We start from the raw sequence: 21,338 nt of genomic DNA on the forward strand, positions 1-21,338 counted from the left end.
GCGTGGCCGCTTCATCGCCCGCCCGCCGGCTTGACGTCGCCGCTGCCGGTGACGATGGCCGCGATGTTGTCCAGCGAGGGCCCGCCGCGACCCGTCAGGTACTTGGTGTGCGCGTCGACGGGATTGCCCCTGCTCCAGTCGTCGACGGTGAAGCGGTTCGCGCCGAAGTGCTTGCTCGCCGGGTCCCGCCCGTACCAGCGTTCGTCCGGGTCGATGCTGAACTTCGACGGAACGTGCGTCACCACGTCGTTGTCGGCCGCGCCGACCCAGACGTGGCCGGACGGCAGCTTGAGGTCGGAGGCCTTGTCCACCCCGACGCCGGGGCTGCCGAGGAAGACCACGTCGTCCGGGGGCGCGTCGTGCGACCCGGGCTGGGTGGCGAGCTTGGTGGCTTGGCCCACCAGATAGGAGCCGTAGCTGTGCCCGATCGCGGTGATGTGCGGTGGCTGGGCGCCCTCGTGGCTCGCCCGTACTCCGCTCAGGAACTTCGCGTACGCCGGGGCGCCGTCCTTGCCCGCCTTCGTCGACGCGGCCCCGAGGTCGGCCCCCGGCGGGTCGTAGCCGAGCCAGACGACCGAGGCGACCGAGTGGCCGGCCGGTGCCTTCCGGCTCGCGCTGCGGTAGAGGCTCAACGCGTTCTCCGCCTCGTTGGTGCCGTCGTGGACGTTGCCCCCCATTCCCAGGCTTTCGGTCGTGGTGGTGATCCCCGGCACGTAGGCGGAGATGTCGGTGGCGGTATCCGGGTTCCCGTAAGAGAGGATGGCCCGTCCCTGGCCCTCGCTGCCGAGACCGAGCAGATAGACCGGCGGATCGCCTTTGCTCACTGCGAGGCGTTCGGCGATGGGCCCGTAGCGGGCGAGATCGGCCTTTTCGCTGGCGTCCAGCGGCAGGCCCGCCTCCCTCTTGTCCCGGACGGGTTTCATCAGAGCCTCCAGATGCGCCCGGTTCACCTGGTCCCGCACCTGAGCCGGTACCCCGTCGAGGTTGCCGAGCACCTCCGGGTGGTGGCTGAGGAACCACTGCTGCCCGTCCGGTCCGAGCCCCTTCCACCAGGAGTTGACGTCCGTCGGGGTGGCGTCCTTGCCCGGCATGTTCAGCTGCCAGCTGGGGTTGGCCGCCTCGCCGAACTGCAGCAGGTAGACGTCCGCGCTCGCGGTCCTGGCGTCCAGGCCGGACTTGTCAGTGGCGTGGCTGGTGTACTTCCTGAGCTCGCCGGCCAGCCCCTGGTCGACCCGGGCGGCCTCGGCCAGCGCCGCGCCGATCCGCTTGCCGATGTCCTCGGCCGCCGCCTTCTGCTTGGCCTCCCAGTCGGTGCTCTGGAAGGGGCTGCTCGCCGGGGGCCAGCTCACCGCCCCGTCGTCGCCGACCGACATGCCCTTCGCCTGCGCGTCGGCGAGCGCCTGGCGGAGCTTGCCCTGGGCGAGCGTGAGGGAGTCTGCGCAGTCCCGTAACTCCGCGGCGATGCAGTGCAGTTCGGTCGCCGCCGCACCCAGTTTGCCGGTGACGCCGTCCAGCACCGGGATCGCGGCGGCCGCCGCCGGTCCGCTCCACCCGGACCCGTGGACGCGGTCCGCGGTGCCGCCCTTCCAGTCGGTGGCGTGCTGCCCGTACGCCTTGCCCAGCGCGTCGTACGCGTCCGCCACCACGTACAGGTCCGCCGGTCTGGCGTTCTTCAGGCTTGCGAGGTCCATCCCCTCATCCCCCGTCACCCTCAGGCACTCCCCAATGCACTTAGGGCTACCATAACTCCCACGGCCGACACCGACAGTCCGGGGGGACACGATGGCGAGCGACCCAGGATTCACCGTCAAGCCGGGCGAGTTGACGGCTGCGGGCACCAATGCGCTGACGGTGGCCGGGAAAGTCCCGGACGAGACGGCGAAGTTGGCGGATCCGACTGCCAAGGCGGCCGGGGGGCTGGCGGGTTGGCAGAGCGGTCCGGCGTTGCAGGGGTGCGGTGCGGCCTGGAAGAAGCTGCTGGACGACCTCGCGAACGAGATGAAGTCGGCCGGTGGGAACCTCCTCACCTGCGCACAGACCTACCGGAACGCCGACCACCTGCCGAGGCCCACGGGTACCGCCGCCGCCGACCCCTTCAACACCAAGGTCGTCGGCGGGCACCCGGTCGACCACGCGTGAGGATGCGTCACGCCTGGAAGTCCAGGATCAGGCAGTCCTCGACCGGCCGGTAGCCGATCTGCTGGTAGATGGAGTTGCTGGTCGGGTTGGCGAGGTCGGTGTAGAGGAGCACCTCGGTGGCGCCCTCGGCGAGGGCGTGGGCGGAGGCGGCGGCGGTGACGGCGCTGGCGTAGCCTCGTCCGCGCTGATCGGCGGGGGTGTAGACGGGGCCGATGCGGGACATCCCGGCGATCACCGGGCTGCTGCCGGCGAGTGCGACCGGGCGGCCCCGGTTCTCCCAGAGGTGGAGATGGCCGGAGGCGATGCGGTCGTCGACGGCCTGGGGGATGTTGGGCAGATCGACACCGGCTTCGACCAGGAACTCCTCGTACCAGCGGATCGCCAGGTCGCGGTCGTCCGGCGCAGCGGACCGGTGGCGGCCGGCCGGGGGGCGCGGCGGGTCGGTCAACTCGTCGAGCCGGTACAGCCGTTCGCTGAAACGGACGGACTGGCCGGCGCCGGTGGCGGCGGTCCAGGCCGCGCCGAAGGCCCGGACCGCGTCCGCGCCCCCGCCGACTCCGGACACCTCGGTGAACTCGGCTCCGGCGGCGGCCAGTTCGATCGCCAGCTCGGCGGCAGCGGCCGTCGGCATGACGGAGAGGCGGGGGCCGAACGGCGGCGTCCGCAGGAAGGCGCCCTCGACCGGACCTCCCGCCGAACCTCCCGCCGGGCCGCGCCACCAGCCGAAGACCGGCGGCCGCTCCCCGAACACGTCCGGGCCACGTTCGGCCAGCCGGTGCACGACGGTGAGCAGCACCGTGTTCTGGACCGGGTGGGTGGCGAGGAAGTCGCCCGCGTGGGCGCGGAAGTCGTCGAGGGAGGTGGTGAACGTCCAGGTCATGGCCCATTCTCGCCCCGGCCGACCCCCACCACCAGCGATTTAGGACCGGCCCCGCCCGACCGGCCAGCCCTACCCGCCGGGTCGGCCCTGCCCGACACGCCGGCCCTACTCGACCGCGACACCCAGCCGCTCCCCCAGCACCGCCGGGTCGGTGGTCGGCGCGTCGCAGGCGAAGTGCCGGCAGACGTACGCGGCGGGCGCTCCGCCGACCAGCGGCCGGTCGGCCAGCAGCGGCACCTCGCCGTCCCCATCCGCCGGCGAGCCGACGGCGAGGACCGCGCCCGGCGCGGTGCCGAGCAGCGCGGCCCGGCGCAGCGCGGCGGTGGCCGGGTCGTCCGCCGGGCCGACGACGGCGACCTCGCGCGGCCCGTCGAGCAGCGCCTCGGCTACGGCGAGGCCCCAGCCGATGAACCGGGGGGCCCGCGACGCGAGCGCGCCGACGATGCCGAGGGCACGCTCGGCGGCCGTCCGGTGCCGGTCCGAGCCGGTGTAGGCGGCGTACGTGAGCAGGGCGCCGGCGGCGGCCGTCCAGCCGGAGGGGGTGGCGTTGTCGGTGGGGTCCTGGGGGCGCCGGATGAGTTCCTCGGCGTCGTCGGCGGTGTCGTAGAGCGCGCCGGAGGCCTCGTCGGTGAAGTGCTTGAGCACGGTGCCGAGGAGCCCGCCGGCCAGTTGCAGCCAGGCGGCCTCGCCGGTGACGGCGTACAGGGCGAGGAAGCCTTCGGCGGTGTCGGCGTAGTCCTCCAGGACGCCCGCGTTGGTGCCGGCCCGGCCGTCGCGGGAGGTGCGCAGCAGCCGGCCGTCGGGGGTGAGGTGGACGGCGAGCAGCAGGTCGGCGGCGCGTTCGGCGGCCTCGACGAGGTCTGGGCGCTCCAGCAGGGCGCCGGTCTCGGCGAGGGCGGCGATGGCCAGGCCGTTCCACGCGGCGACGACCTTGTCGTCACGGGCCGGGGCGGGCCGCTGGGCGCGGGCCTCGAACAGTCGGGCGCGGATGGCCTCGTACTCGGCGAAGTCCTCGGGGTTGGCGAGGAGTTGGAGGACGGAGGTGCCGTGTTCGAAGGTGCCGTCGGCGGTGACCGTGAACAGCCGGGCGGCGGTGGCCGCGTCGGCCGGCCCGAGCAGGTCGACCAACTGGCCGGGCTCCCAGACGTAGTAGGCGCCCTCGGTGGACTGCCCGGTCTCCTCGTCGAGGCTGTCGGCGTCCAGGGCGGACGCGAACGCGCCTTCGGGAGTGCGCAGTTCGCGCAGCAGGAAGTCCGCGGTGGTCAGCGCCACCCGGCGTGCCAGCGGGGAGCCGGTCGCGCGCCACAGGTGCAGGTAGGCACGCAGCAGCAGGGCGTTGTCGTACAGCATCTTCTCGAAGTGCGGCACCACCCAGTCGGCATCGACCGCGTACCGGGCGAAGCCGCCGCCGAGCTGGTCGTGGATGCCGCCGCGGGCCATCGCCTCGCCGGTGCGGACGGCCATCTCCAGCGCCGCCTCGGAGCCGGTGCGGGCGTGGTGGCGCAGCAGGAACTCGACGACCATGGCCGGCGGGAACTTGGGCGCGCCGCCGAAGCCGCCGCGGGCCTGGTCGAACTCCCGACTGAGGGCGACCAGTGCCTGGTGCAGATCCGCGTCGGCGGGCGGGTGGTGGGCGCCGGCGGAGTAGACGGCGGCGCGCTCGGCGAGGTCGGCCCGGATCCGCCCGGCGACCTCCGCGACCTCCTGGCGCCGCTCCCGCCAGGCCGCGTCGACGCCTTCCAGGACCTGCCGGAAGGACGGCATGCCGTGCCGGGGCTGCGGCGGGAAGTAGGTGCCGAAGTAGAACGGCTCCTTGTCGGGCGTGAGGAACACCGTCATCGGCCACCCGCCCTGGCCGGTCGCGGCCTGCACCGCCTCCATGTAGACGGCGTCGACGTCCGGCCGCTCCTCCCGGTCCACCTTCACGGCGACGAACCGCTCGTTCAGGTATCCGGCGAGCCCGGCGTCCTCGAAGCTCTCGTGCGCCATCACGTGGCACCAGTGGCAGGCTGCGTACCCGACACTCAGCAGCACCGGCACCCCGCGCCGCCTCGCCTCCTCGAACGCCTCCGGACCCCACGGCCACCAGTCGACCGGGTTGTCGGCGTGCTGCAGCAGGTACGGGGACGTGGCATCGGCCAGGCGGTTCACCATGTGGGCAGTATCGCAGCACCGGCCGCGGGAACCCCGAAACCGGAACGGACCGGTGGGGTCGGTGCCAGCCGGTCGATCCGTGCGGTCCCGCCGCACGCGCCGCGGCTGCGGGGTCGAGCGGCACAGCAATCCCCACCACCCCCCTTCTTGTGCAAGTGACAATAACTGAAGTATCTTGCAGGACATGCAAGATGACGTGTGGTCACCACCCCCTGTACTGCTGACGGTCGATCTCGTGATCCTGACGCTGCGGGAGAGCCGCCTGCACGTCCTCCTGGTGGAGCGGGGCGGAGATCCCTTCCGGGGCATGGCCGCCCTGCCCGGAGGATTCCTGAACCACGATGGTGAGGAGATTCTGGATGCCGCTCACCGCGAACTGAGCGAGGAAACGGCCCTGGCCGCCGGCTGGGTGCACCTTGAACAGCTGGCCGTGTACGGGGACTCGGGCCGCGATCCGCGGGGCCGAGTCGTCTCCGTGGCCCACCTGGCGATCGCACCGGGGCTGCCCGACCCGGTCGCGGGGACGGATGCCACCGACGCCGCGTGGGTTCCCGCACAAGCTGTCCTGTCCGGCGAGGTGGAGCTCGCCTTCGACCACCGCCGAATCGCTACGGACGGGATCGAACACGCGCGCACCAAGCTCGAGTTCTCGGCGCTGGCCACGGCCTTCTGCGAGGAGAGCTTCACCATCGCGGAGCTGCAACAGGTGTACGAGGCCGTCTGGGGCACCGAACTCGACACCCGCAATTTCTACCGGAAGGTCCAAGCCGCGAAGGGATTCATCATCCCCGCCGGCACGGACCGCAGGACCACGGGAGGACGGCCCGCACGGCTGTACCGGGCCGGTCCGAAAACCGTGCTGTTCCCACCGCTGATCCGCCCCGCGCCATCCGCGACGGAAGAGAACACGAGAGGGGAAGAGGAGTAGATGTCGAATGGCTCGGTGGTGATTCTCACCGCCCTCAATCTTGAGTACCAGGCCGTGCGCCAGAGGCTGGCCGATCCGCTGGTGCACCGCCATGAGCGTGGTACCCGGTTCGAAGTGGGAACCGTGCGGGGCACGTCGTGCAACGTCGCGCTCGGCCTGACGAGCAAGGGGAACCATTCCGCCGCGGTGATCGCCGAACGCGCGATTCAGGAGTTCTCGCCGATGGCCGTGCTGTTCGTCGGGGTCGCCGGCGCCCTGTGGGACACCACCAGGCTGGGCGACGTGGTGATGGCGTCACACGTGTACGCCTACCACGGCGGAACCAGCGAGGACGACGGGCTCAAAGCCCGCCCTCGGGTGTGGGAAGCACCGCACGGCATCAGCCAGCTCGCCTCCCACCTGGCCCGCCTGAACGACTGGGCGGACCCCGCACCTGGTCACGAGGACGCGCCGCAGGTGCGCTTCGGGGCGATCGCCGCCGGCGAGATCGTCCAGAACTCGAGGATCTCGGCCGAGGCGAAGTGGATCCGGCAGCACTACAACGACGCACTCGCCATCGAGATGGAGGCGGCCGGTGTGGCACAGGCCGGCCATCTCAACGGGGCGCCGGTGGCCATCGTCCGGGGGATCAGCGACCGGGCAGACGGCACGAAGAACAGCGCGGAGGACCGCAACTGGCAGCCGAAGGCCGCGGCGAACGCGGCGGCCTTCGCCACCCGCTTGGCGGTGGAACTGCTGGGAGAACAGGAGGAGACCGCGATGCCCCGGGACGACAGGGTCCGCTCGACCGACCGGCTCGACCGACACGTCAGCAACACCGCGCACAACAGCACCGTCGGCGTCATGGCCGGCTCGGTCACGGGCAGCAGCGTCCACCTGCACACGGCTCCGAAGGCATCCGGGCCGACGGACCTGATCTCGGAACTGAACGGTTTCCGCGAGCACTTGGGGCGGCACCACGTCGAAGGCGCCCTCGACGAGGACACCTACCGAGAGGCCCTGACCGATCTGGACTCCGCCCTCCGGTCGGCCGGGAGGAACACCCCTGATTCGTGGAAGCGGACGGTCATGACGCTCAGGAGGCTGCGCGGACTGGTCGCGGAGTGCCCCGCGCTGGTGGCCGCACTGGCTCCCGTCGTCGCCGCGGCCGGTGACCTGGCATGAGCCACAGCAACGCCGCGCACAACTCCACCATCGGGATCCAGGCCGAGACCGTGCACGACTCCACCATCTACCTCGTCCACCCGGACGCCTCGCCGCAGGAGAAGTACCGGGTAGGCGTGCAACTCCTGCGGGACGGCGTCCCCAGCCGCGCCCGCGAAATGATCACTGATGCGATCGTCCACGGGTACGACGGTGCGGAGGTGCGTTTCCACTGGGTGCTCGCCATGCTCAGCGCACGCACCCACCACGACCTCAGCACCGAAGAGGTCCAGCGGCTGCGCTACACCTCCGGGCTCGTGCAGACCTACGCCGAGGACGAGTGGAAGGAAGCCCTGCGCGTCACTTTCGACCTGCTGGCGGTACTCAGCACCGCCAACGGCGAAACCGGCCCCGTGCTGAAGCAGCTGCAGGACCTGCCGCTCCGCCAGCACGACGCGATCCTCCGCCACCTCGACCTCATCCTCACCGGAGGTCTGAAGGACGACCTGTGGGCGGAGACCCGCGAACGTGCCGGGGCGGAGCGCTTCGGCAACGAGCGGGCCCGGCGGGTCTGGGCCTACTTCGCGCCCACCCCCATCGGGGCGCGGGCCGTTCCGCCCCGCCCGAGCACCGCTGCCGCCGCGCAGGCGGCCCTCCCGGTCCGGGCGGTCCTGTTCGTCGTCAGCAGTGTGCTCCTCTGGACCCTGGCGCTGATCGCTGATCCGACCCAGGCGGTCGTCGAGTTGCTGGTGGCGCTCGGCGCGGGCCTGACCGCGGCCCGTTGCGGTCTCCGGTGGGGCCGGGAATCCCGGCCGGGCCCCGCATCCGGGCCCCGCGTCCCGCACCCGCGCGATCCCGCCTCCGCCGAGGGCGGGTTCACCAAGGGCGTCCGCCATTCGTTCGATCACTACTTCGGCGTTCGCACGCCCTACGGGTTCACCCCGGACGCCTGGCTCGCCCACACCGCTCAGGTCCGCGGCAGCCTCGCGGCAGAGATCGCGGACCTCTACCGGGAGAGCCGGATCGGTGTGGAGCGGGTCAACTGGCTGATCCGGTACCTCGCCGAGGACGCCCGGAACCGCCACAACGACGGCACCCTGTTCCAGCACCGCCAGGAGCAGACCCCGGGCAGGACGAAGGCCCTGACCGTAGCGGCCCTCGCCGTTCTCGGCGCCGCGGCCCTGGCCGCGTTCGGCACGGCGGTCTCGGGTGCCGCCCAACCTCGGCCGCTGTGGGTGTTTCTGGCCGCGCTCGGTGCGGCCTGGTCCGGGCACGCGGCCGCTTCCCGGTGGTTGGAGGTCAGGCGCGAAGAGTACCGACTGATCCGCGAGACCCAGGAGTACCAGGAACAACTGACCGCGCGACAGATCGCCCACCAGCGCTGGCAGTCGTTCCTGGACGCCACGCGCCCCAGCGAGCTGGAAATGGAGACCTGGCTCACCTGCGACAAGACTTCGTTCGTCGATGAAGCGCTCCGGCACCACCGGCTCACCTGGCGCGACCTGATCACCCACACCATCCTGGTGGCCCCAGCCCCTTCCTACAAACGAGGTCGGGTCAGGGGCGGCCCGTGGCGGTACTCGCACTACGTCTTCCGCCTGTTCCTGTTCACCCAGGACGGCATCCGCGAGATCAGCTCCGAGTTCAACTTCTCCGACGCAACGCGCAGGAACGAACAGCGGAGCAACTACCGGTTCGACGCGCTGTCCTCCGTGCAGGTGACGGAGAACGTCGACGTCGGCTACGACCTGGAGCTCGTCCTCACTAACGGACCTGCCAGGAAGATCCGCATCAAGGACGCCGACGCCCATCAACTGGCGCCGGACGAGAACTCCCAGGAGATCTCCGAGATCAACCTCAGCGCGACCGGCTCCACCCACACCTTCCGCCTCCTGGAGGGGATAGCGGCGGACGGGAAGGGCTGGATCGAACGGCACAGCCCCAACAACATGACGCCATTTCAGATCGCCGGCTGATCCTGAACTCGAGCATGGGAATGCCTGTGACCTCCACGGACGATGTCACCGAGAGCAAAATCCTGCTGGCCGAGTACGACTGCCTCAAGGAGGAGCAGAAGACCCGCATAGGGTTCCGCGACAACCTGCTCTACTTCACGCTCGCCGCGGCCACTGCGGTCGTGGCGGTCACCGTCCAGAGCGGACAGTCCCGACTGCTGCTCTTCGTCCCCGCGATCTGTCTGATCCTGGGCTGGACCTACCTGGTCAACGACGAGAAGATCTCGGCGATCGGCTGCTACGTCCGCGACCAACTGGGACCGCGCCTGGGGGAACTCGCCTCCGGCCACGGCACGATGTTCGGCTGGGAGGTCTACCACCGCAACGTTGCGGGCCGCACCATGCGCAAGCGGCTTCAGACCGCGGTGGACCTGTTCACGTACCTGGTCCTGCCCATGGTCTGCACGACCGCGTTCTGGTGCTCTCCCACCGTTCAGCCCCTGCTCGTGCTCACATCTCTCGTGCAGACGCTCGCCCTGGCCGTACTGGGCTGGCAGTTCCTGCGCCGCGCGGAGCGGTAGCACCAGCCCCGCCGGACCCGCTCCACACACGCGTACGACGCCTCCGGTGCGCGGAGGCGCGGGCCGTGCTCCGCTATACAGTCAGCAGGCGTCCGGCTCGGGCCGGGGCAGTTCGTCCAGGTCGAGGGTGTAGGTCCGCCCGTCGGCCAGCTCGATGGGCAGCTTGCCCGAGCCGTACTTGTGGGTGTGCGCCGCTATGTAACCGGAGCTGGTGGGCTGGGTGTAGACGACCACCTCTGCGGCGTACGGGTCCACCACCACGTAGACCGGGATGCCGTAACGGCCGTACTTCGCGGTGCAGTCGTCGTAGTCCTTGCGCGCGGAGGAGACCGACACCACCTCGGCGATCAGCAGCACGTCCTCGAAGCCGTAGCGCTTGCCCTGCCGTTGCGCGTCCTCCCGCATGATGGCGAGATCGGGGGCCGAGTTCTCGTCCGCCGGGAAGTCGATTTACACGTCGGAGATGACCTTCGCATGTCGACCGAGGGCCAAGGAGTCGATCTGCATCGACCTGATGGTGCTGGAGTGCTCCTCGCTCTTCGGAGTCATGATCACCTTCCCGTCGGCTCCGAAGAAGACCACGTACCCCGTGGGGAACTCGGTGCGCATGACCGCGTCGACGCTCATGAACAGCTCCTTCCCGTCGCCCCTCAGCTATATGGCGCCCTGGCCCGCACAGGGCGGTCACGAAGAGCGTCAGCTGGGACGGTGCCGTCCACACCGCCAGGTGCCCCACTCGCACGGGTACCACCAGGGGTTCACGATGGCCGCCTCGTACCCTTGTTCAGCAGCGCCGGCCGGCGGAGACGAGACCGCCTCCCACCCGGTACCGACGGAGTGTGGCGTACTGCTCGGGCACCCACTCGGGCGAGGCGGCCAACTTGGCTTCAACCCGGCGTCTGTGTCCTGTCCCAGCCGCTCGCCATGCGCATGCATAGCGCTGCTCCCCGAAACAATCCCAGTTCAGATCTACCGGGTTGTGCACATCTACTGGCACCAGTGGGAGGCTGCGTACCCGACCGAGAGAAGGATGGGTACGTCCCGCCGCTTGGCTTCATTGATCGCCTCCTCTCCCCATGGCCACCAATCCACCGGATTGGAGGCGTGCTGGAGCAGGTAGGGCGACGTCGCGTTCGCGAGACGAGCCCGCCGCGGGCCTCGACCCGCAGGCGCGTGAGCTTCTGTGGGACGTGATCCGGACACACCGGCGAGCCGGCGGGTCCGTCCTGCTGACGACCCACGACATGAACGAAGCCGCCCAGCTCTGTGACCGGGTAGCTGTGCTGGTCGCAGGCAAGGTGGTCGCCTCGGGCACCCTGCGGAACTCGTCCGCGAGCTCGGCGGCCTCAGCACGATCTCCTTCACCACCGACTCGCCCACCTCGCTGGCTGCCGTCCGTACGCTTCCGGGGGTCACCACCGTGCAGACGGAATCCCGCGGCGGGCGCCTCGCGGTGCAGGTGAGCACCAGACAGAGCGATGTCGTTCTCAGGCACGTCGCCTCCACTCCCGAACTGAATGCGATCGACCTTTCTGTTGCACACGGGGGACTGGACGAGGTATTCAGGAATCTGGTTGCCTCGGCTTCCAAGGAAACCGGCAGCGATCACACAGGCGGAGCGGATGCATCCTCGTAAATCGACGTTCTCCCATTTGGTGAGGACGAATTACAGGGAGCTTTTCCGCGACGGGAAAACCGCATTCTTTGTCCTCGGTTTCCCACTGTTCTTCATGGCATTGTTCCTCGGAATGGGATTCGTCATGAGCGGCGGTTCGTACCACGTCGCGGTGGCTCCGGGGCCGGGGCAGCATCAAGTGGTCGACCGGCTCAACCACGTCAAGGGCCTCACCGTGAAGGAGCTCGACCAGGCGCTGCCGGGCCAGCCCCGTGCGCTCGGCGGCTACGACGCGGTCGTCCAGCCCGAGGAGGGCCGACCGGTTGTCACGGTCGACGCCGGGAAGTTCGGAGTGGTGCGCGGGATGCGCGATGCACTCGACAAGGGCACCGGCGCGTCAGCTCACTCGGTCTTCCGCACGCCGGACGGCGGAGTGCCGTTCGACCCGGTGAAGGCGTCCCTGCCCACCGTTCTGTTCATCGCACTGATGTCAGCCGCTTTCTTCGGCACAGCCACGCCGCTGATCGGCCTCCGCCAACGCGGAACCCTGCGGATGCTCGGCACCACGCCGCTGAAGCGACGAACCTTCATCCTGGCCCAGGCGCCGGTTCGCCTGGGGTTGGTCATGGCCCAGGTCGTGGTGGTGGGGACAATCGCGGCGATCTGCGGGTTCCTCGCGCCGGGAGACGCGCTTCCCGTGCTGGTCAGCGGGCTGCTGGGTGCGCTGATGTTGTTCGGTTTTGGCTATCTGGTCGCCGCCAGGATGCGCAACGCGGAGGTGGCCAACGGTCTGCTGGCCGTGCTGATGCCGGTGACCATGCTGTTCAGCGGACTGTTCCTGCCGATGGAACTGATGCCCGGCCCGCTGCGCGCGGTGTCCCAGGCGTTTCCGACGACCTACCTGGTGGACGCACTGAGCCACGCCTTCACGGGCGCACCGTCACTGCACGGCCTCGCCGTGGACTGGCTGGTACTGGCGGGTTCGGCCGTTCTCCTCGCACTACTCGCTGCTCGACTCTTCAGCTGGGACCAGGGGGAAGAAAGATGACCGTGATACCGTCGCCCACCTTACTCGGTGGGCTGCTGAAGCTTGACGAACTCGTCAGCCCCTACGGGCTGGTGAATCGAGTCCACCGCCTTCCCAACCACCCTGGCGAGCCCAGGTTCCCGATCTAGAGCGCCTCCCTCGGGGACATCGCGCGCGTTGTCCCCGACGTCGCCGACGCGGTCGGAAGTCGTGGTGCACGCGGTCAGATGGACGGGGCCGGCACGCTCGCACCGCAGCGTCAAATCCGTGGAATCTCAGCGTCATTGGGCGGACGGAGTGAGCGTCGGTACGCTCAGCGGCACCCGATACGGACGTCTGCCGGGGTCCGGTCCCTGGCCGATGGGCGCGTCTCAGGAGGGTCGGCCTTGGACGACCGCCGACCCGGGCGCGCGCGGCTGAGCCCTCAGCCGGTCGAGGCGCCGCGCTGGTCGACGCCACCGGCCGGCAGGACGTCCGTCACCGACCGCCAGGCGGCCTGTCCGGCCTTGCATCGGCTGTTGCGGAACACGGCGGACGACCGAGCCCACACCAGGCGGCCCATCGCCCCAAGCGGCGGTTACCCCCTCCCTGAGGGTAGGGCCAGCCCCCGGAGGACCCGGTGGCCCGCACCATCGCACCCCGGCGGATTGCGCGAGCAGGCTGGGGAGTGTCAGAAGACCCTCATGTCAGCGGACTTGCCGGCGACTCCGGATCCCCGCGCATCGGCGGTCCGTCCCTCGCGAAAGGTACTCCCGTGGCCGTCCCCACCACACCTCGCCGCCGGCTCCGGTACGCAGCGCTCGCCCTGGCCGGCGTCACTGTCACGGCCGGCACCCTCAGCGCCTGCGGCACGGCCAAGACGCAGGACCCCCGCCCGGCCACAACCACGACCGGGACCACCCCCGGCGCGACCTCCTCCACGGCGGCTGCCGTTGAGCCCTCGCTCCACATGATCACCAACGAAGGCCACAAGCTGGCCTTCTACGTCACACCCGGCCGCCTCCCTGCCATCGTGCTGGACGCCGGCGGCGGACTCGACGCCTCGTACTGGAACAAGCTCGCGCCCGAACTCGCCAAGAACACCGGGTCCGAGGTCATCACGTACGACCGCACCGGCGAAGGAAAGAGCGACGACGCACCCGGCCCGTGGAAGGCCCAGAACGCCGCCGCCGACCTCGCCGCCGGCCTCACCCAGCTCGGCATCACCAAGAACGTCGTCCTGGTCTCCCACTCCCTCGCCGGTGAGATCGCCACCGCCTTCGTCCAGCAGCACCCGGACCGGATCGCCGGCGCCGTCCTGGTCGACGCCAACCTCCCGCAGTTCTTCACCGACAGCGAGACCGCCAAGCTCGTCGCCGCGAACACCCCTCAGCTCGACGCGCTCCGGCAAGCCCCCCAGACCCGGGCAACCCGCCAACTCCTCGCCGAGGCCGCCGACTACGGCCCCGTCCACCTCGCGTACCACAAGCTTGTCTGGCCCCGGAGCGTCCCGGCCACCGCGATCGTCTCCTCCCAGACCCCGTTCCCGACACCCGACGACGCACAGCTGTGGCGCCAGGCCCAACAGGACTTCGTGGACGCCGCACCCAACCGGCACCTCGTCGTCGCCGAGAACAGCTCGCACGACATCCCCACCGACCGGCCGGACGTGGTCATCAACGCCGTGCAGGACATGGTGAACCAGGTCCGGTAGTCGGACTCGCAGCCCCTTCGCGACGACTCACGCAACCGTGCTCGGCACCTGCTGTCGGCACCTGCCGAACGCGGGCCGCCCATGGGGCACGGCCTCGGACGTGACCACGGTGCCCGGGGCGGCTCTTGCGGCCGAGAGCTGAGGTACGACCGTCGTGGCCGATCGCTACGGCCCGTTCGAAGCCCGGCGTGTCGGGTGGGTCGGCGAGACCGGGGCCACCCGCCTTGACGCAGGCGGTGATCTCGCGGGTGGTGCCGGGGTCGTTCCCCAGGCCGAGCCAGACGGGGCGAGCGCCGCCTCTGCGGCCTTCCGCGGAGGGCTGGACACGGTCAGGTTGCCCTGCTCCACCAGGTGCATCCGGCCGGCGGGCGAGGGCACCCGCCGATGAGTGAAGCCCGTGGTCATCGATGCCATGAAACCTCCTGAGAGCTCGATCTTCCTGGGGTCACAGCCACGTCGTGGCCAACCCGACGGTCACGGCCGCTGCGAGGAGGAGCGTGATGTTGAGGGCGATCTGGCGGTCGCCCATCCTCAGGTGGACCCTGGTCGCGCCGAGCTGCAGGACCACGAAGCCGACGGCGGCGGCCAGGGCGAGCCAGGGAGCGATGCCGGTCAGTGGCGGGAGGATCAGCCCGATGGCGCCGAGCACTTCGATGATCCCGATGGCCCGGACGGCGGGCATCGGGGTGCTGTCCACCCAGGCCATCATCGGCCGGAGCCGCTCACGGCTGCGGACCACCTTCACTCCGCCCCCGTAGAGGGAGAAGAGAGCGAGCAGGCCGGCCACGATCCAGTAGGCGACGTTCATGAGTCCCAATCCATGATTACCAGGTGTAGGTGACCACCCGTCACCAGGGCAGCACCGGCGAAGTCCGCCCCGGCAGTGCGGGTACGGCATGGCCAGGTGGGCCTCGTCATCCCTCCGGCCGCTCGGCGAACTCAGTGGCGGGCTCGGTGGCGTAGCGGCTCATCGTCCGGATGTTCGCCTGTGGGGTCAGTGCCTGGCCGGCGGCGATCATGTCCTGCAGGTCCCGGAAGTACTGCACGTACAGGTCCGGCGTGAACGTGCTGAGCATGACGGCCGGTTGGTCGGTCAGGTTGGCGAAGGTGTGCGGGGCTCCGGGCGGGACCATCACGAGCGTGCCCGCCGACGCGTCGTAGTGCTTCGTTCCGACCGTGAACCGCACGGTGCCGGAGATGACGTAGAAGCCCTCGTCGTGCTGGGCGTGCCGGTGCTGAGGCGGTCCGGGTGTGTGCGGGGCGAGGACGGACTCGGCGATCCCGAGGCGGTGCCCGGTGTTGCTGCCGTCCTCCAGGACGCGCAGGCGCGTAGTGCCCAGGATGATCATCTCGCCGTCGCCCGGACCGACCACCGATACGGCGGGGTCGGCACCCGGCTCACTGGCTTTCGGTGCGTCACTCATACTCCTCATTCCACTGCCGGGGCCCGGCGGGTGTCCAAGACCCGTTCCGGGATCTCGATACCGTGCGGGTATCGTCGCTGCCATGGAGCTACGCACGCTGCGCTACTTCGTGGCGGTCGCCGAGGAACTCCACTTCGGCCGGGCCGCCTTGCGGCTGCACATGAGCCAGCCGCCCCTGAGCCGGGCGATCAAGCAGCTGGAGACCGAGCTCGGCGCCACCCTGTTCGACCGATCCTCCGCCGGCGTCACCCTCACCCCGGTCGGGACGGTCCTGCTCGACGAGGCCCACGCCCTGCTCGACCACGCCGACCGGGTACAGGACCGGGTGGCCACGGCAGCCGGCACCGCGACCCTCACCGTCGGCCTCCTGGGCGACAGCACCGACCCGGCAGTGACCCGGCTGGCCGCCGCCTACCGCCGCCGGCACCCGCACGTCGAGGTCCGCATCCGCGAGACCGACCTGACCGACCCCACCTGCGGGCTGCACGCCCACCTGGTCGACATCGCCCTGACCCGCGGGCCCTTCGACGAGACCGGCCTGAGTGTGCACCAGCTGCGCACCGACCCGGTCGGAGCACTACTGCGCGCCGACGACCCGCTGGCCCGCCATGACGGCCTGAAGCTGGCCGACCTGGCCGACCGCCGCTGGTTCCGGTTCCCGCAGGGCACCGACCCCGACTGGCAGTCGTACTGGAACGGCGGAGAGCCCCGCGAGGGCCCGGTGGTGCGCGCCGTCCAGGAATGCCGACAGGCCGTCCTGTGGAACAGCACGGTCGGCATGACCCTCCTGGACCACGAACCGGCGCACGGTCTCACCGTGGTGCCGCTGACCGACATGCCGCCTAGCCGCATGGTCGCAGCATGGAAAGAGGGCGACCCGAACCCACTGATCAGCTCGTTCGTCCGGATCGCGACCACCGTCTACCGCGAGTGAGCGCGCTCCCGGCGGCCCCGAGTACACCCCAGTGGGCCCGGGGCGCGCGGGCCCACTCGGGGTCGTACTCCTCGAACGTCTGGGGTGGTTCGTCCCCGCCCGGGAAGTCGCCCATCGCCGCCAGGCCCCACGCGCGTGCCGGCGGCAGGTCGGTGGCCATGGCTCGTTTCAGGCCCGGCCGGTCGCCGGCCGACCACTGGTCGCCGAGGTACTTGTGCATCAGCTCGAACCAGGGGCCGATGACCTGGTTCATGCCCTGGCCGTAGGCGGGCTGGATCTCCGAGGAGAACAGCGGCGGGTCCTCGGAGTACGCGCCGCGCAGCATGCCGGGCGGCGCGCAGGCTCCGGGCCTGGCGCCGTCCGGCAGTGGGGGTCACGAGGTACTCGTCGGTGACTTCGACGGTGCTCCGACGCCCGGCCGTCGTGCTTGCGCGGAGCGCGGTCGGGCGCCGGTCGGGCGTCAGGGCCGTCCGGGCGCGTCTCAGGGTTCGATGTTCTCCAGGTCGGCGAGCAGGCTCGGGTGGGTCGGCTGCCAGCCGAGGGCGGCGCGGGTGCGGGCGCTGGACGCGGGCTGGTCGGCCGCGAGAATCGCGCCGAGGGGGCCGAAGTTCTCCTGCGGTACCGACTCGACGGGCAGGCCGAGCCGTCGGCCGACGACCGCGGCGATGTCGCGGACCGCGTCGCCCTCGTCGGCGACGGCGTGCCAGGAGCTTCCGGCCGGGGCCTGCTCCAGGGCGAGCCGGAACAGCACGGCGGCGTCCCGCGCGTGGACGGCCGGCCAGCGCTGCGCGCCGTCCGAGGGGTACCCGGCGACGCCGGTACGGCGGGCGATGTCGGTGAGCAGCCCGGCGAAACCGCCCCGGCCCTCGTTGTGGACCGTGCGCGGAAGCCGTACCGCCGAGCTGCGCACGCCCTGTGAGGCGAGTTCGAGCGCACGGGTCACCGACCGGCTGCGGCCGGCGACCGGCCCCTCGGTCGGCATGGCGTCGTCCTCGGTGGAAGCGCGCCCCGGCAGGTAGGGCGTGCCGGCCACGGTGACGAGCGGGCGGTCCGTGCCGACGAGGGTGGCGGCCTCCTCGGCGATGCCCTGGGCCAGGGCCTCGGGTGAGCTGAAGTCGTTGCTGAAGGCGAGGTGGACGACGCCGTCGGCCCCCTCCGCGCCGGCTCGCAGCACGGCGAGGTCGGCGAGTGCGCCGCGGAGCACCTCGGCGCCGGCGGCCTTGGCGTGCGCCGCGGAGGCGTCGGAGCGGGCAAGGGCGGTGACCGAGTGTCCCGCGGAGAGCAGTTCGGCGACGACGGCCGAGCCGATGAGGCCGGTTCCGCCGGTGATGAAGACGCGCACGGTGACTCCATGGGGTGTGGTGGGGGCACGGCAGGGCAGGGCCCGGCCGGGTCAGGTGATGGGAGTTGGTCCCGTCACTGCTTTCACCGTAGCTCGCGATGGGACTGGGTGTCATCACTTAGGATGTCGCCATGGCCAGATGGGAACCGAACGCGCGGGAGCGCCTGGAGCGCGCCGCGCTGGCGCTGTTCGCCGAGCGTGGGTACGACGCCACCACCGTCAACGAGATCGCGGACCGCGCGGGGCTGACCAAGAGCACGTTCTTCCGGCACTACGCCGACAAGCGAGAAGTGCTGTTCGGCGGGCAGGACATGCTGGCGCAACGCTTCAGCGACGCGATCCGGGCCAGTGCACCCACGGCGACCATCGCCGCCTGCCTCGCCGCGGCACTGGACTCCGCCGCCCCCGCGTTCACGCCCGAGCGCCACGACCTCGCCCTTCAGCGCCGGGCGCTCATCGCCGCCACCTGCGAACTCCGAGAACGTGAGCTCCTCAAGCGCGCCGGCCTCAGCTCCGCCATCGCCGACGCCCTGCGAGCACGCGGAGCCGACGACACCACCGCACACCTGGCCTCCGAGCTGGGCGTCCTCGCCTTCAGCACCGCCTTCGCCCGCTGGGCGGAACCGGAGAACCGGCAGCCCTACACCGAGATCGCCCACACGGCACTGCGGGACCTGCAGGCTCGCGCGGCCGCCCTCGGCGCCGAGCCCGACGTGCGGGCCTGACCTGGACGCCGGCCACCGGGGCGAACCCCCGACCCAAGCGCCGCGACGCGACCTCCAACTGATCGTGGACCTGCCGTGCCCTCCGAGGGGGCACGGCACCGGTCGCAGGTCACAACGGCGAGGACCCGTACCAGCAGCCGCGATACGACCGTTGCGGACCCTGACGGCGGCCGCACGGCTTGCCGCGACGGCCCCGGGGCACTGATCGCCTCCTCTCCCCACGGCCGACCGAGGAGACGTCGCCGTCGCACCCGGACAGCACTGTGCCCCGCCGGATCCGAGGATCCGGCGGGGCACAGTGCTGTCCGCTCTCGGCTACTCGCCGCTCGACGGGGTCAGCGGAGTCAGAGTCGGCGGGGTCCAGATGGGGACGGTCTGGGGCACGTACTGACGCAGGGTGAGGAAGAACTCACCGCGGCGGGGGATCGGGAGCCAGTTGGGCGAGGGGTGCTCGGGGCCCGCGTCCGGGTTGGGGTCGCCGTGCTGAACGGCGATGTCGCAGGAGCCGTCCAGGTTGGGATTCAAGGGGGTCTGCTGCCCCGGGGGGGATCTGGTGGCCCAGGGAGTAGATCTTGGCGATGTTCTCGACGGGGAAGCTGTCGGCGCCGTAGGCGGTGACGGACCAGAACGCCTCGACGGTGGGCAGCGCGGGAAGGTGGAGGGTGTAGCGGATGCGGTTGCCGTTGCCGTCGGCGGCCTGGGCGATGGTGTTCTGGTAGATCGCGTCCTGGGGCAGGTTGGCGCCCAGCGCGGTCCACGCGATGTAGGCGCGCTGGTCGTAGTCCGTGCCGTAGGTGCCGACACCGGTCCTGTCGAAGATCCAACCGTTCACCGCAGCCGAGGCGGTGTGGGTGGTGATGCGATTCTGCCCGGCGGCCACAGCCTGGTCGAGTGCCAGTGCGGCCGCGGACGACCCGCGTCACTTGCTTTCCAACGCCTCCACCAGCTGCGGTAGGTTGCCGCCGGCCACGGCGAGGGCCAAGTGGTCGTGGAAGTCCCGGCTGCTGACGATCAGGCCGTCGCGGACACGAAGCACCTGGATGTTGGCGGCCCTGAAGGTCCGCCCGGTCGCCCGGTGATGCACCTGGTAGTCCCATTCGTTGACGATCACCTCCGGGTCGTCGGTTTCCCGGATCACCACGTTCACCGGGGTCAGCTCCACGGGGACGCTCGTGGCGAGTTCCATGAACCGCTCCTCGATCACAGCCCGCCCCTCGAGCCGGTGCGGTCCGACGGGCGCGAACGCGATCTCCACCACGGCGTCCTCGGCGTAGAGGTCCGCGAGCTCCGCGAACCGCCCCGCGCCGATACCCTCGAGCAGCTTCGCGAAGACCTCACGAGGTGACAGTGTTTCGGACATGATCAACCCCCAGCGGGATCTGTCGCTAGAATCGGACTAGCGACTCCGGTTTCAACGATACGGACTAGCAACTCCGTTTGTCCAGTGCGGCTTCGCCGCCGACAGGAAAGAGTGGGAGAGATGAGCGGCGCTCAGGAACGCCCGCTGCGGGCGGACGCGGCCCGCAACCGGGCCAGGCTGCTGGACGTCGCCACGCAGGTGTTCGCCACCCGCGGCGTCGGCGTGCCAACCGAGGAGATCGCCCGGGCCGCCGGGGTCGGGGTGGGCACGCTCTTCCGGCACTTCCCGACCAAGGAAGCGCTGTTGGAAGCCGTGATGATGCGCAGGCTGGAGACGATCGCCGCCCAGGCGGCACAGCTGCCCGCCGAGTCCGCTCCCGCCGAGACGTTCTTCGACTGCTTCCGCCTGGTGGTCGAGCAGTCCGCGGGCAAGAGCGAGTTCGCCCAAGCGCTCGCCGCCGCCGGTGTGGACGCGCACGCGGCCCTGCAAGAGTCCAGCGCGGCGATCCGGGCGCGGCTCGCCGAGTTGCTGGCCGGGGCGCAGCGGGCCGGGGCGGTCCGCCCGGAGCTGGGCCTGCCAGAGCTCATCGCCCTGCTGGTCGGTACGACCACGACGATGGAGCACCTCGGGAACGACGTGTCGGCCCGGGAGCGGATCTTCGCGGTGGTCTTCGACGGGCTGCGGCCACGCTGACCGGCCCGTCTTGCGTCCTCGCATCCTGAACCGTGGTGAACCTTGGCCTGACCGAACGAGTTGGTCTCGCTTCGCGGGTCGCGTTCCCACCGCGCCCATGCCCGAGTGCCCGCCCGTGCCGCGACGCCCGCGCCACCTTCAGTCGCTTCCCGGAGACAGGCCGTCAGCTCGGGAGCCGGCCTCCACGGAGTGGCCGAAGGCCTCGACGCACGCCATGCGAACCTCCCCACGCCCGCCACGCCCGACGACCGGGGCCTCGCTCCCGGCCTCGGCGAGGACGAGGTCCTGCCGGGCGGTGGACTGCCGGTCGATCAGGTTGGCGTGGACCTCCTCCGAGCGGGGCATCTGCGCGGGGTCGGGCAGCCGGACGGGCACGCCCCGCCGCCGGGCCTCCCCGAACGCCTCCACCCCCCACGGCCGCCAGTCGACCGGGCTCTCGGCATGCTGCAGCAGGTACGGCGAGGTCGCGTCCGCGAGACGGTTCGGCATGCACCCGTCCTCGCGCATCGGCACCTTCGCGCATCAGCGCCCGGCCGGGGGCCGGAGTGTCACTCCTTGGGGGACTCCGGCTCCTCCGCGAAGTCGACCTTCTTGAACTGCCGGTTCATCGACTTGGCGAGGAACCACGTCGCCACGCCGAGGGCGGCGAAGACGACGAAGCCGAGGAGACCGGGGGTGACCTTGGCGTCGTCGACGGCGAGATCGGCGGCGAGGTTGACGAAGTTCACGGGGGCGCTCATATCTC

At 70.8% G+C, this 21,338-nt stretch carries 22 protein-coding genes and 3 pseudogenes; 10 read left to right on the top strand and 15 right to left on the bottom strand.

Features of this window, described 5'->3' with window-relative positions; translation table 11 throughout:
• Positions 1-11: 11 nt before the first annotated feature.
• Positions 12-1,691, bottom strand: a complete 1,680-nt coding sequence (locus P3T27_RS09910; protein ID WP_280676511.1) for an alpha/beta hydrolase — start codon at positions 1,689-1,691, stop codon at positions 12-14.
• Positions 1,692-1,782: 91 nt separating this feature from the next.
• Here P3T27_RS09910 and P3T27_RS09915 point away from each other — a divergent pair, with 91 nt between their 5' ends.
• Positions 1,783-2,139 (top strand): hypothetical protein, encoded by a 357-nt coding sequence (locus P3T27_RS09915; RefSeq protein WP_280676513.1) that lies wholly within the window; start codon positions 1,783-1,785, stop codon positions 2,137-2,139.
• A 7-nt stretch (positions 2,140-2,146) separates the two neighbouring features.
• Here the strand turns inward: P3T27_RS09915 and P3T27_RS09920 are convergent, their stop codons facing one another.
• Together P3T27_RS09920 and P3T27_RS09925 are read right to left on the bottom strand one after the other, a co-directional pair.
• Positions 2,147-3,019 (bottom strand): GNAT family N-acetyltransferase, encoded by an 873-nt coding sequence (locus tag P3T27_RS09920; protein ID WP_280676515.1) that lies wholly within the window; start codon positions 3,017-3,019, stop codon positions 2,147-2,149.
• 105 nt (positions 3,020-3,124) lie between these two features.
• Complete coding sequence (locus P3T27_RS09925) at positions 3,125-5,173, bottom strand: thioredoxin domain-containing protein (RefSeq protein WP_280676517.1); 2,049 nt, start codon at positions 5,171-5,173, stop codon at positions 3,125-3,127.
• Between the two features lie 184 nt (positions 5,174-5,357).
• On the opposite strand from P3T27_RS09925, the gene P3T27_RS09930 reads away from it, so the two are divergent.
• Genes P3T27_RS09930 through P3T27_RS09945 form a run of 4 tightly spaced genes read left to right on the top strand, consistent with a single transcriptional unit; the run spans position 5,358 to position 9,780 of the window.
• Complete coding sequence (locus P3T27_RS09930) at positions 5,358-6,101, top strand: NUDIX domain-containing protein (protein WP_280676519.1); 744 nt, start codon at positions 5,358-5,360, stop codon at positions 6,099-6,101.
• Positions 6,102-7,265, top strand: a complete 1,164-nt coding sequence (locus tag P3T27_RS09935) for a 5'-methylthioadenosine/S-adenosylhomocysteine nucleosidase (RefSeq protein WP_280676521.1) — start codon at positions 6,102-6,104, stop codon at positions 7,263-7,265.
• Entirely contained in the window at positions 7,262-9,220 is a 1,959-nt protein-coding gene (locus P3T27_RS09940) for a hypothetical protein (protein ID WP_280676523.1), read from the top strand. Before P3T27_RS09935 ends, P3T27_RS09940 begins: the two co-directional genes overlap by 4 nt.
• Positions 9,221-9,240: 20 nt before the next feature.
• A complete protein-coding gene (locus tag P3T27_RS09945) occupies positions 9,241-9,780 on the top strand; it encodes a hypothetical protein (RefSeq protein WP_280676643.1) in 540 nt (179 codons plus the stop codon).
• Between the two features lie 81 nt (positions 9,781-9,861).
• Here the strand turns inward: P3T27_RS09945 and P3T27_RS09950 are convergent, their stop codons facing one another.
• From P3T27_RS09950 to P3T27_RS09960, 3 genes and pseudogenes are all read right to left on the bottom strand, one after another.
• Positions 9,862-10,230 (bottom strand): Uma2 family endonuclease, encoded by a 369-nt coding sequence (locus P3T27_RS09950; protein WP_280676645.1) that lies wholly within the window; start codon positions 10,228-10,230, stop codon positions 9,862-9,864.
• The gene (locus P3T27_RS09955) at positions 10,231-10,407 is read right to left on the bottom strand and encodes a hypothetical protein (RefSeq protein WP_280676525.1); all 177 of its coding nucleotides are present in this window, start codon (positions 10,405-10,407) and stop codon (positions 10,231-10,233) included.
• Between the two features lie 366 nt (positions 10,408-10,773).
• Positions 10,774-10,983 (bottom strand): annotated as a pseudogene (locus P3T27_RS09960) (DUF255 domain-containing protein); the annotation flags it as partial.
• Positions 10,984-11,402: 419 nt separating this feature from the next.
• Here P3T27_RS09960 and P3T27_RS09965 point away from each other — a divergent pair.
• Both P3T27_RS09965 and P3T27_RS09970 read left to right on the top strand, forming a co-directional pair.
• On the top strand, positions 11,403-12,443 hold the full coding sequence (locus P3T27_RS09965; protein WP_280676527.1) for an ABC transporter permease: 1,041 nt from the start codon (positions 11,403-11,405) through the stop codon (positions 12,441-12,443).
• Positions 12,444-13,176: 733 nt separating this feature from the next.
• Complete coding sequence (locus P3T27_RS09970; RefSeq protein WP_280676529.1) at positions 13,177-14,115, top strand: alpha/beta hydrolase; 939 nt, start codon at positions 13,177-13,179, stop codon at positions 14,113-14,115.
• 190 nt (positions 14,116-14,305) lie between these two features.
• Here the strand turns inward: P3T27_RS09970 and P3T27_RS09975 are convergent.
• The 3 genes and pseudogenes from P3T27_RS09975 to P3T27_RS09985 form a co-directional block, all read right to left on the bottom strand.
• Positions 14,306-14,440: pseudogene (locus P3T27_RS09975) on the bottom strand ((2Fe-2S) ferredoxin domain-containing protein); the annotation flags it as partial.
• 120 nt (positions 14,441-14,560) lie between these two features.
• On the bottom strand, positions 14,561-14,923 hold the full coding sequence (locus P3T27_RS09980) for a DoxX family protein (RefSeq protein ID WP_280676531.1): 363 nt from the start codon (positions 14,921-14,923) through the stop codon (positions 14,561-14,563).
• A gap of 106 nt (positions 14,924-15,029) precedes the next feature.
• Positions 15,030-15,539 carry a cupin domain-containing protein gene (locus P3T27_RS09985; RefSeq protein WP_280676533.1) on the bottom strand — a complete coding sequence of 170 codons (510 nt, stop codon included), beginning with the start codon at positions 15,537-15,539 and terminating at the stop codon, positions 15,030-15,032.
• 82 nt (positions 15,540-15,621) lie between these two features.
• Here P3T27_RS09985 and P3T27_RS09990 point away from each other — a divergent pair, with 82 nt between their 5' ends.
• Positions 15,622-16,473, top strand: a complete 852-nt coding sequence (locus P3T27_RS09990) for a LysR substrate-binding domain-containing protein (RefSeq protein ID WP_280676536.1) — start codon at positions 15,622-15,624, stop codon at positions 16,471-16,473.
• On the opposite strand, the gene P3T27_RS09995 is transcribed toward P3T27_RS09990, so the two are convergent.
• A complete protein-coding gene (locus P3T27_RS09995) occupies positions 16,430-16,798 on the bottom strand; it encodes a hypothetical protein (RefSeq protein ID WP_280676538.1) in 369 nt (122 codons plus the stop codon). The two genes, P3T27_RS09990 and P3T27_RS09995, sit on opposite strands and share 44 nt — an antisense overlap.
• A gap of 156 nt (positions 16,799-16,954) precedes the next feature.
• Positions 16,955-17,815, bottom strand: a complete 861-nt coding sequence (locus tag P3T27_RS10000; protein WP_280676540.1) for an SDR family oxidoreductase — start codon at positions 17,813-17,815, stop codon at positions 16,955-16,957.
• Between the two features lie 131 nt (positions 17,816-17,946).
• Between P3T27_RS10000 and P3T27_RS10005 the strand changes: the two genes are divergently transcribed.
• On the top strand, positions 17,947-18,540 hold the full coding sequence (locus tag P3T27_RS10005; RefSeq protein ID WP_280676542.1) for a helix-turn-helix domain-containing protein: 594 nt from the start codon (positions 17,947-17,949) through the stop codon (positions 18,538-18,540).
• Positions 18,541-18,949: 409 nt separating this feature from the next.
• Here the strand turns inward: P3T27_RS10005 and P3T27_RS10010 are convergent, their stop codons facing one another.
• Both P3T27_RS10010 and P3T27_RS10015 read right to left on the bottom strand, forming a co-directional pair.
• Positions 18,950-19,372, bottom strand: a complete 423-nt coding sequence (locus P3T27_RS10010; protein ID WP_280676544.1) for a DUF1214 domain-containing protein — start codon at positions 19,370-19,372, stop codon at positions 18,950-18,952.
• A gap of 87 nt (positions 19,373-19,459) precedes the next feature.
• The gene (locus tag P3T27_RS10015) at positions 19,460-19,900 is read right to left on the bottom strand and encodes a nuclear transport factor 2 family protein (protein WP_280676546.1); all 441 of its coding nucleotides are present in this window, start codon (positions 19,898-19,900) and stop codon (positions 19,460-19,462) included.
• 120 nt (positions 19,901-20,020) lie between these two features.
• Between P3T27_RS10015 and P3T27_RS10020 the strand changes: the two genes are divergently transcribed.
• Positions 20,021-20,593: a helix-turn-helix domain-containing protein gene (locus P3T27_RS10020; RefSeq protein ID WP_280676548.1), complete on the top strand. Its 573-nt coding sequence runs from the start codon at positions 20,021-20,023 to the stop codon at positions 20,591-20,593.
• Positions 20,594-20,953: 360 nt separating this feature from the next.
• On the opposite strand, the pseudogene P3T27_RS10025 reads toward P3T27_RS10020, so the two are convergent.
• Together P3T27_RS10025 and P3T27_RS10030 are read right to left on the bottom strand one after the other, a co-directional pair.
• Positions 20,954-21,082, bottom strand: a pseudogene (locus P3T27_RS10025) (DUF255 domain-containing protein); the annotation flags it as partial.
• Positions 21,083-21,141: 59 nt separating this feature from the next.
• The gene (locus P3T27_RS10030) at positions 21,142-21,333 is read right to left on the bottom strand and encodes a hypothetical protein (protein WP_280676550.1); all 192 of its coding nucleotides are present in this window, start codon (positions 21,331-21,333) and stop codon (positions 21,142-21,144) included.
• Positions 21,334-21,338: the final 5 nt, after the last annotated feature.

Source organism: Kitasatospora sp. MAA19 (genome assembly GCF_029894125.1).
In the GTDB taxonomy this organism is placed as follows: domain Bacteria; phylum Actinomycetota; class Actinomycetes; order Streptomycetales; family Streptomycetaceae; genus Kitasatospora.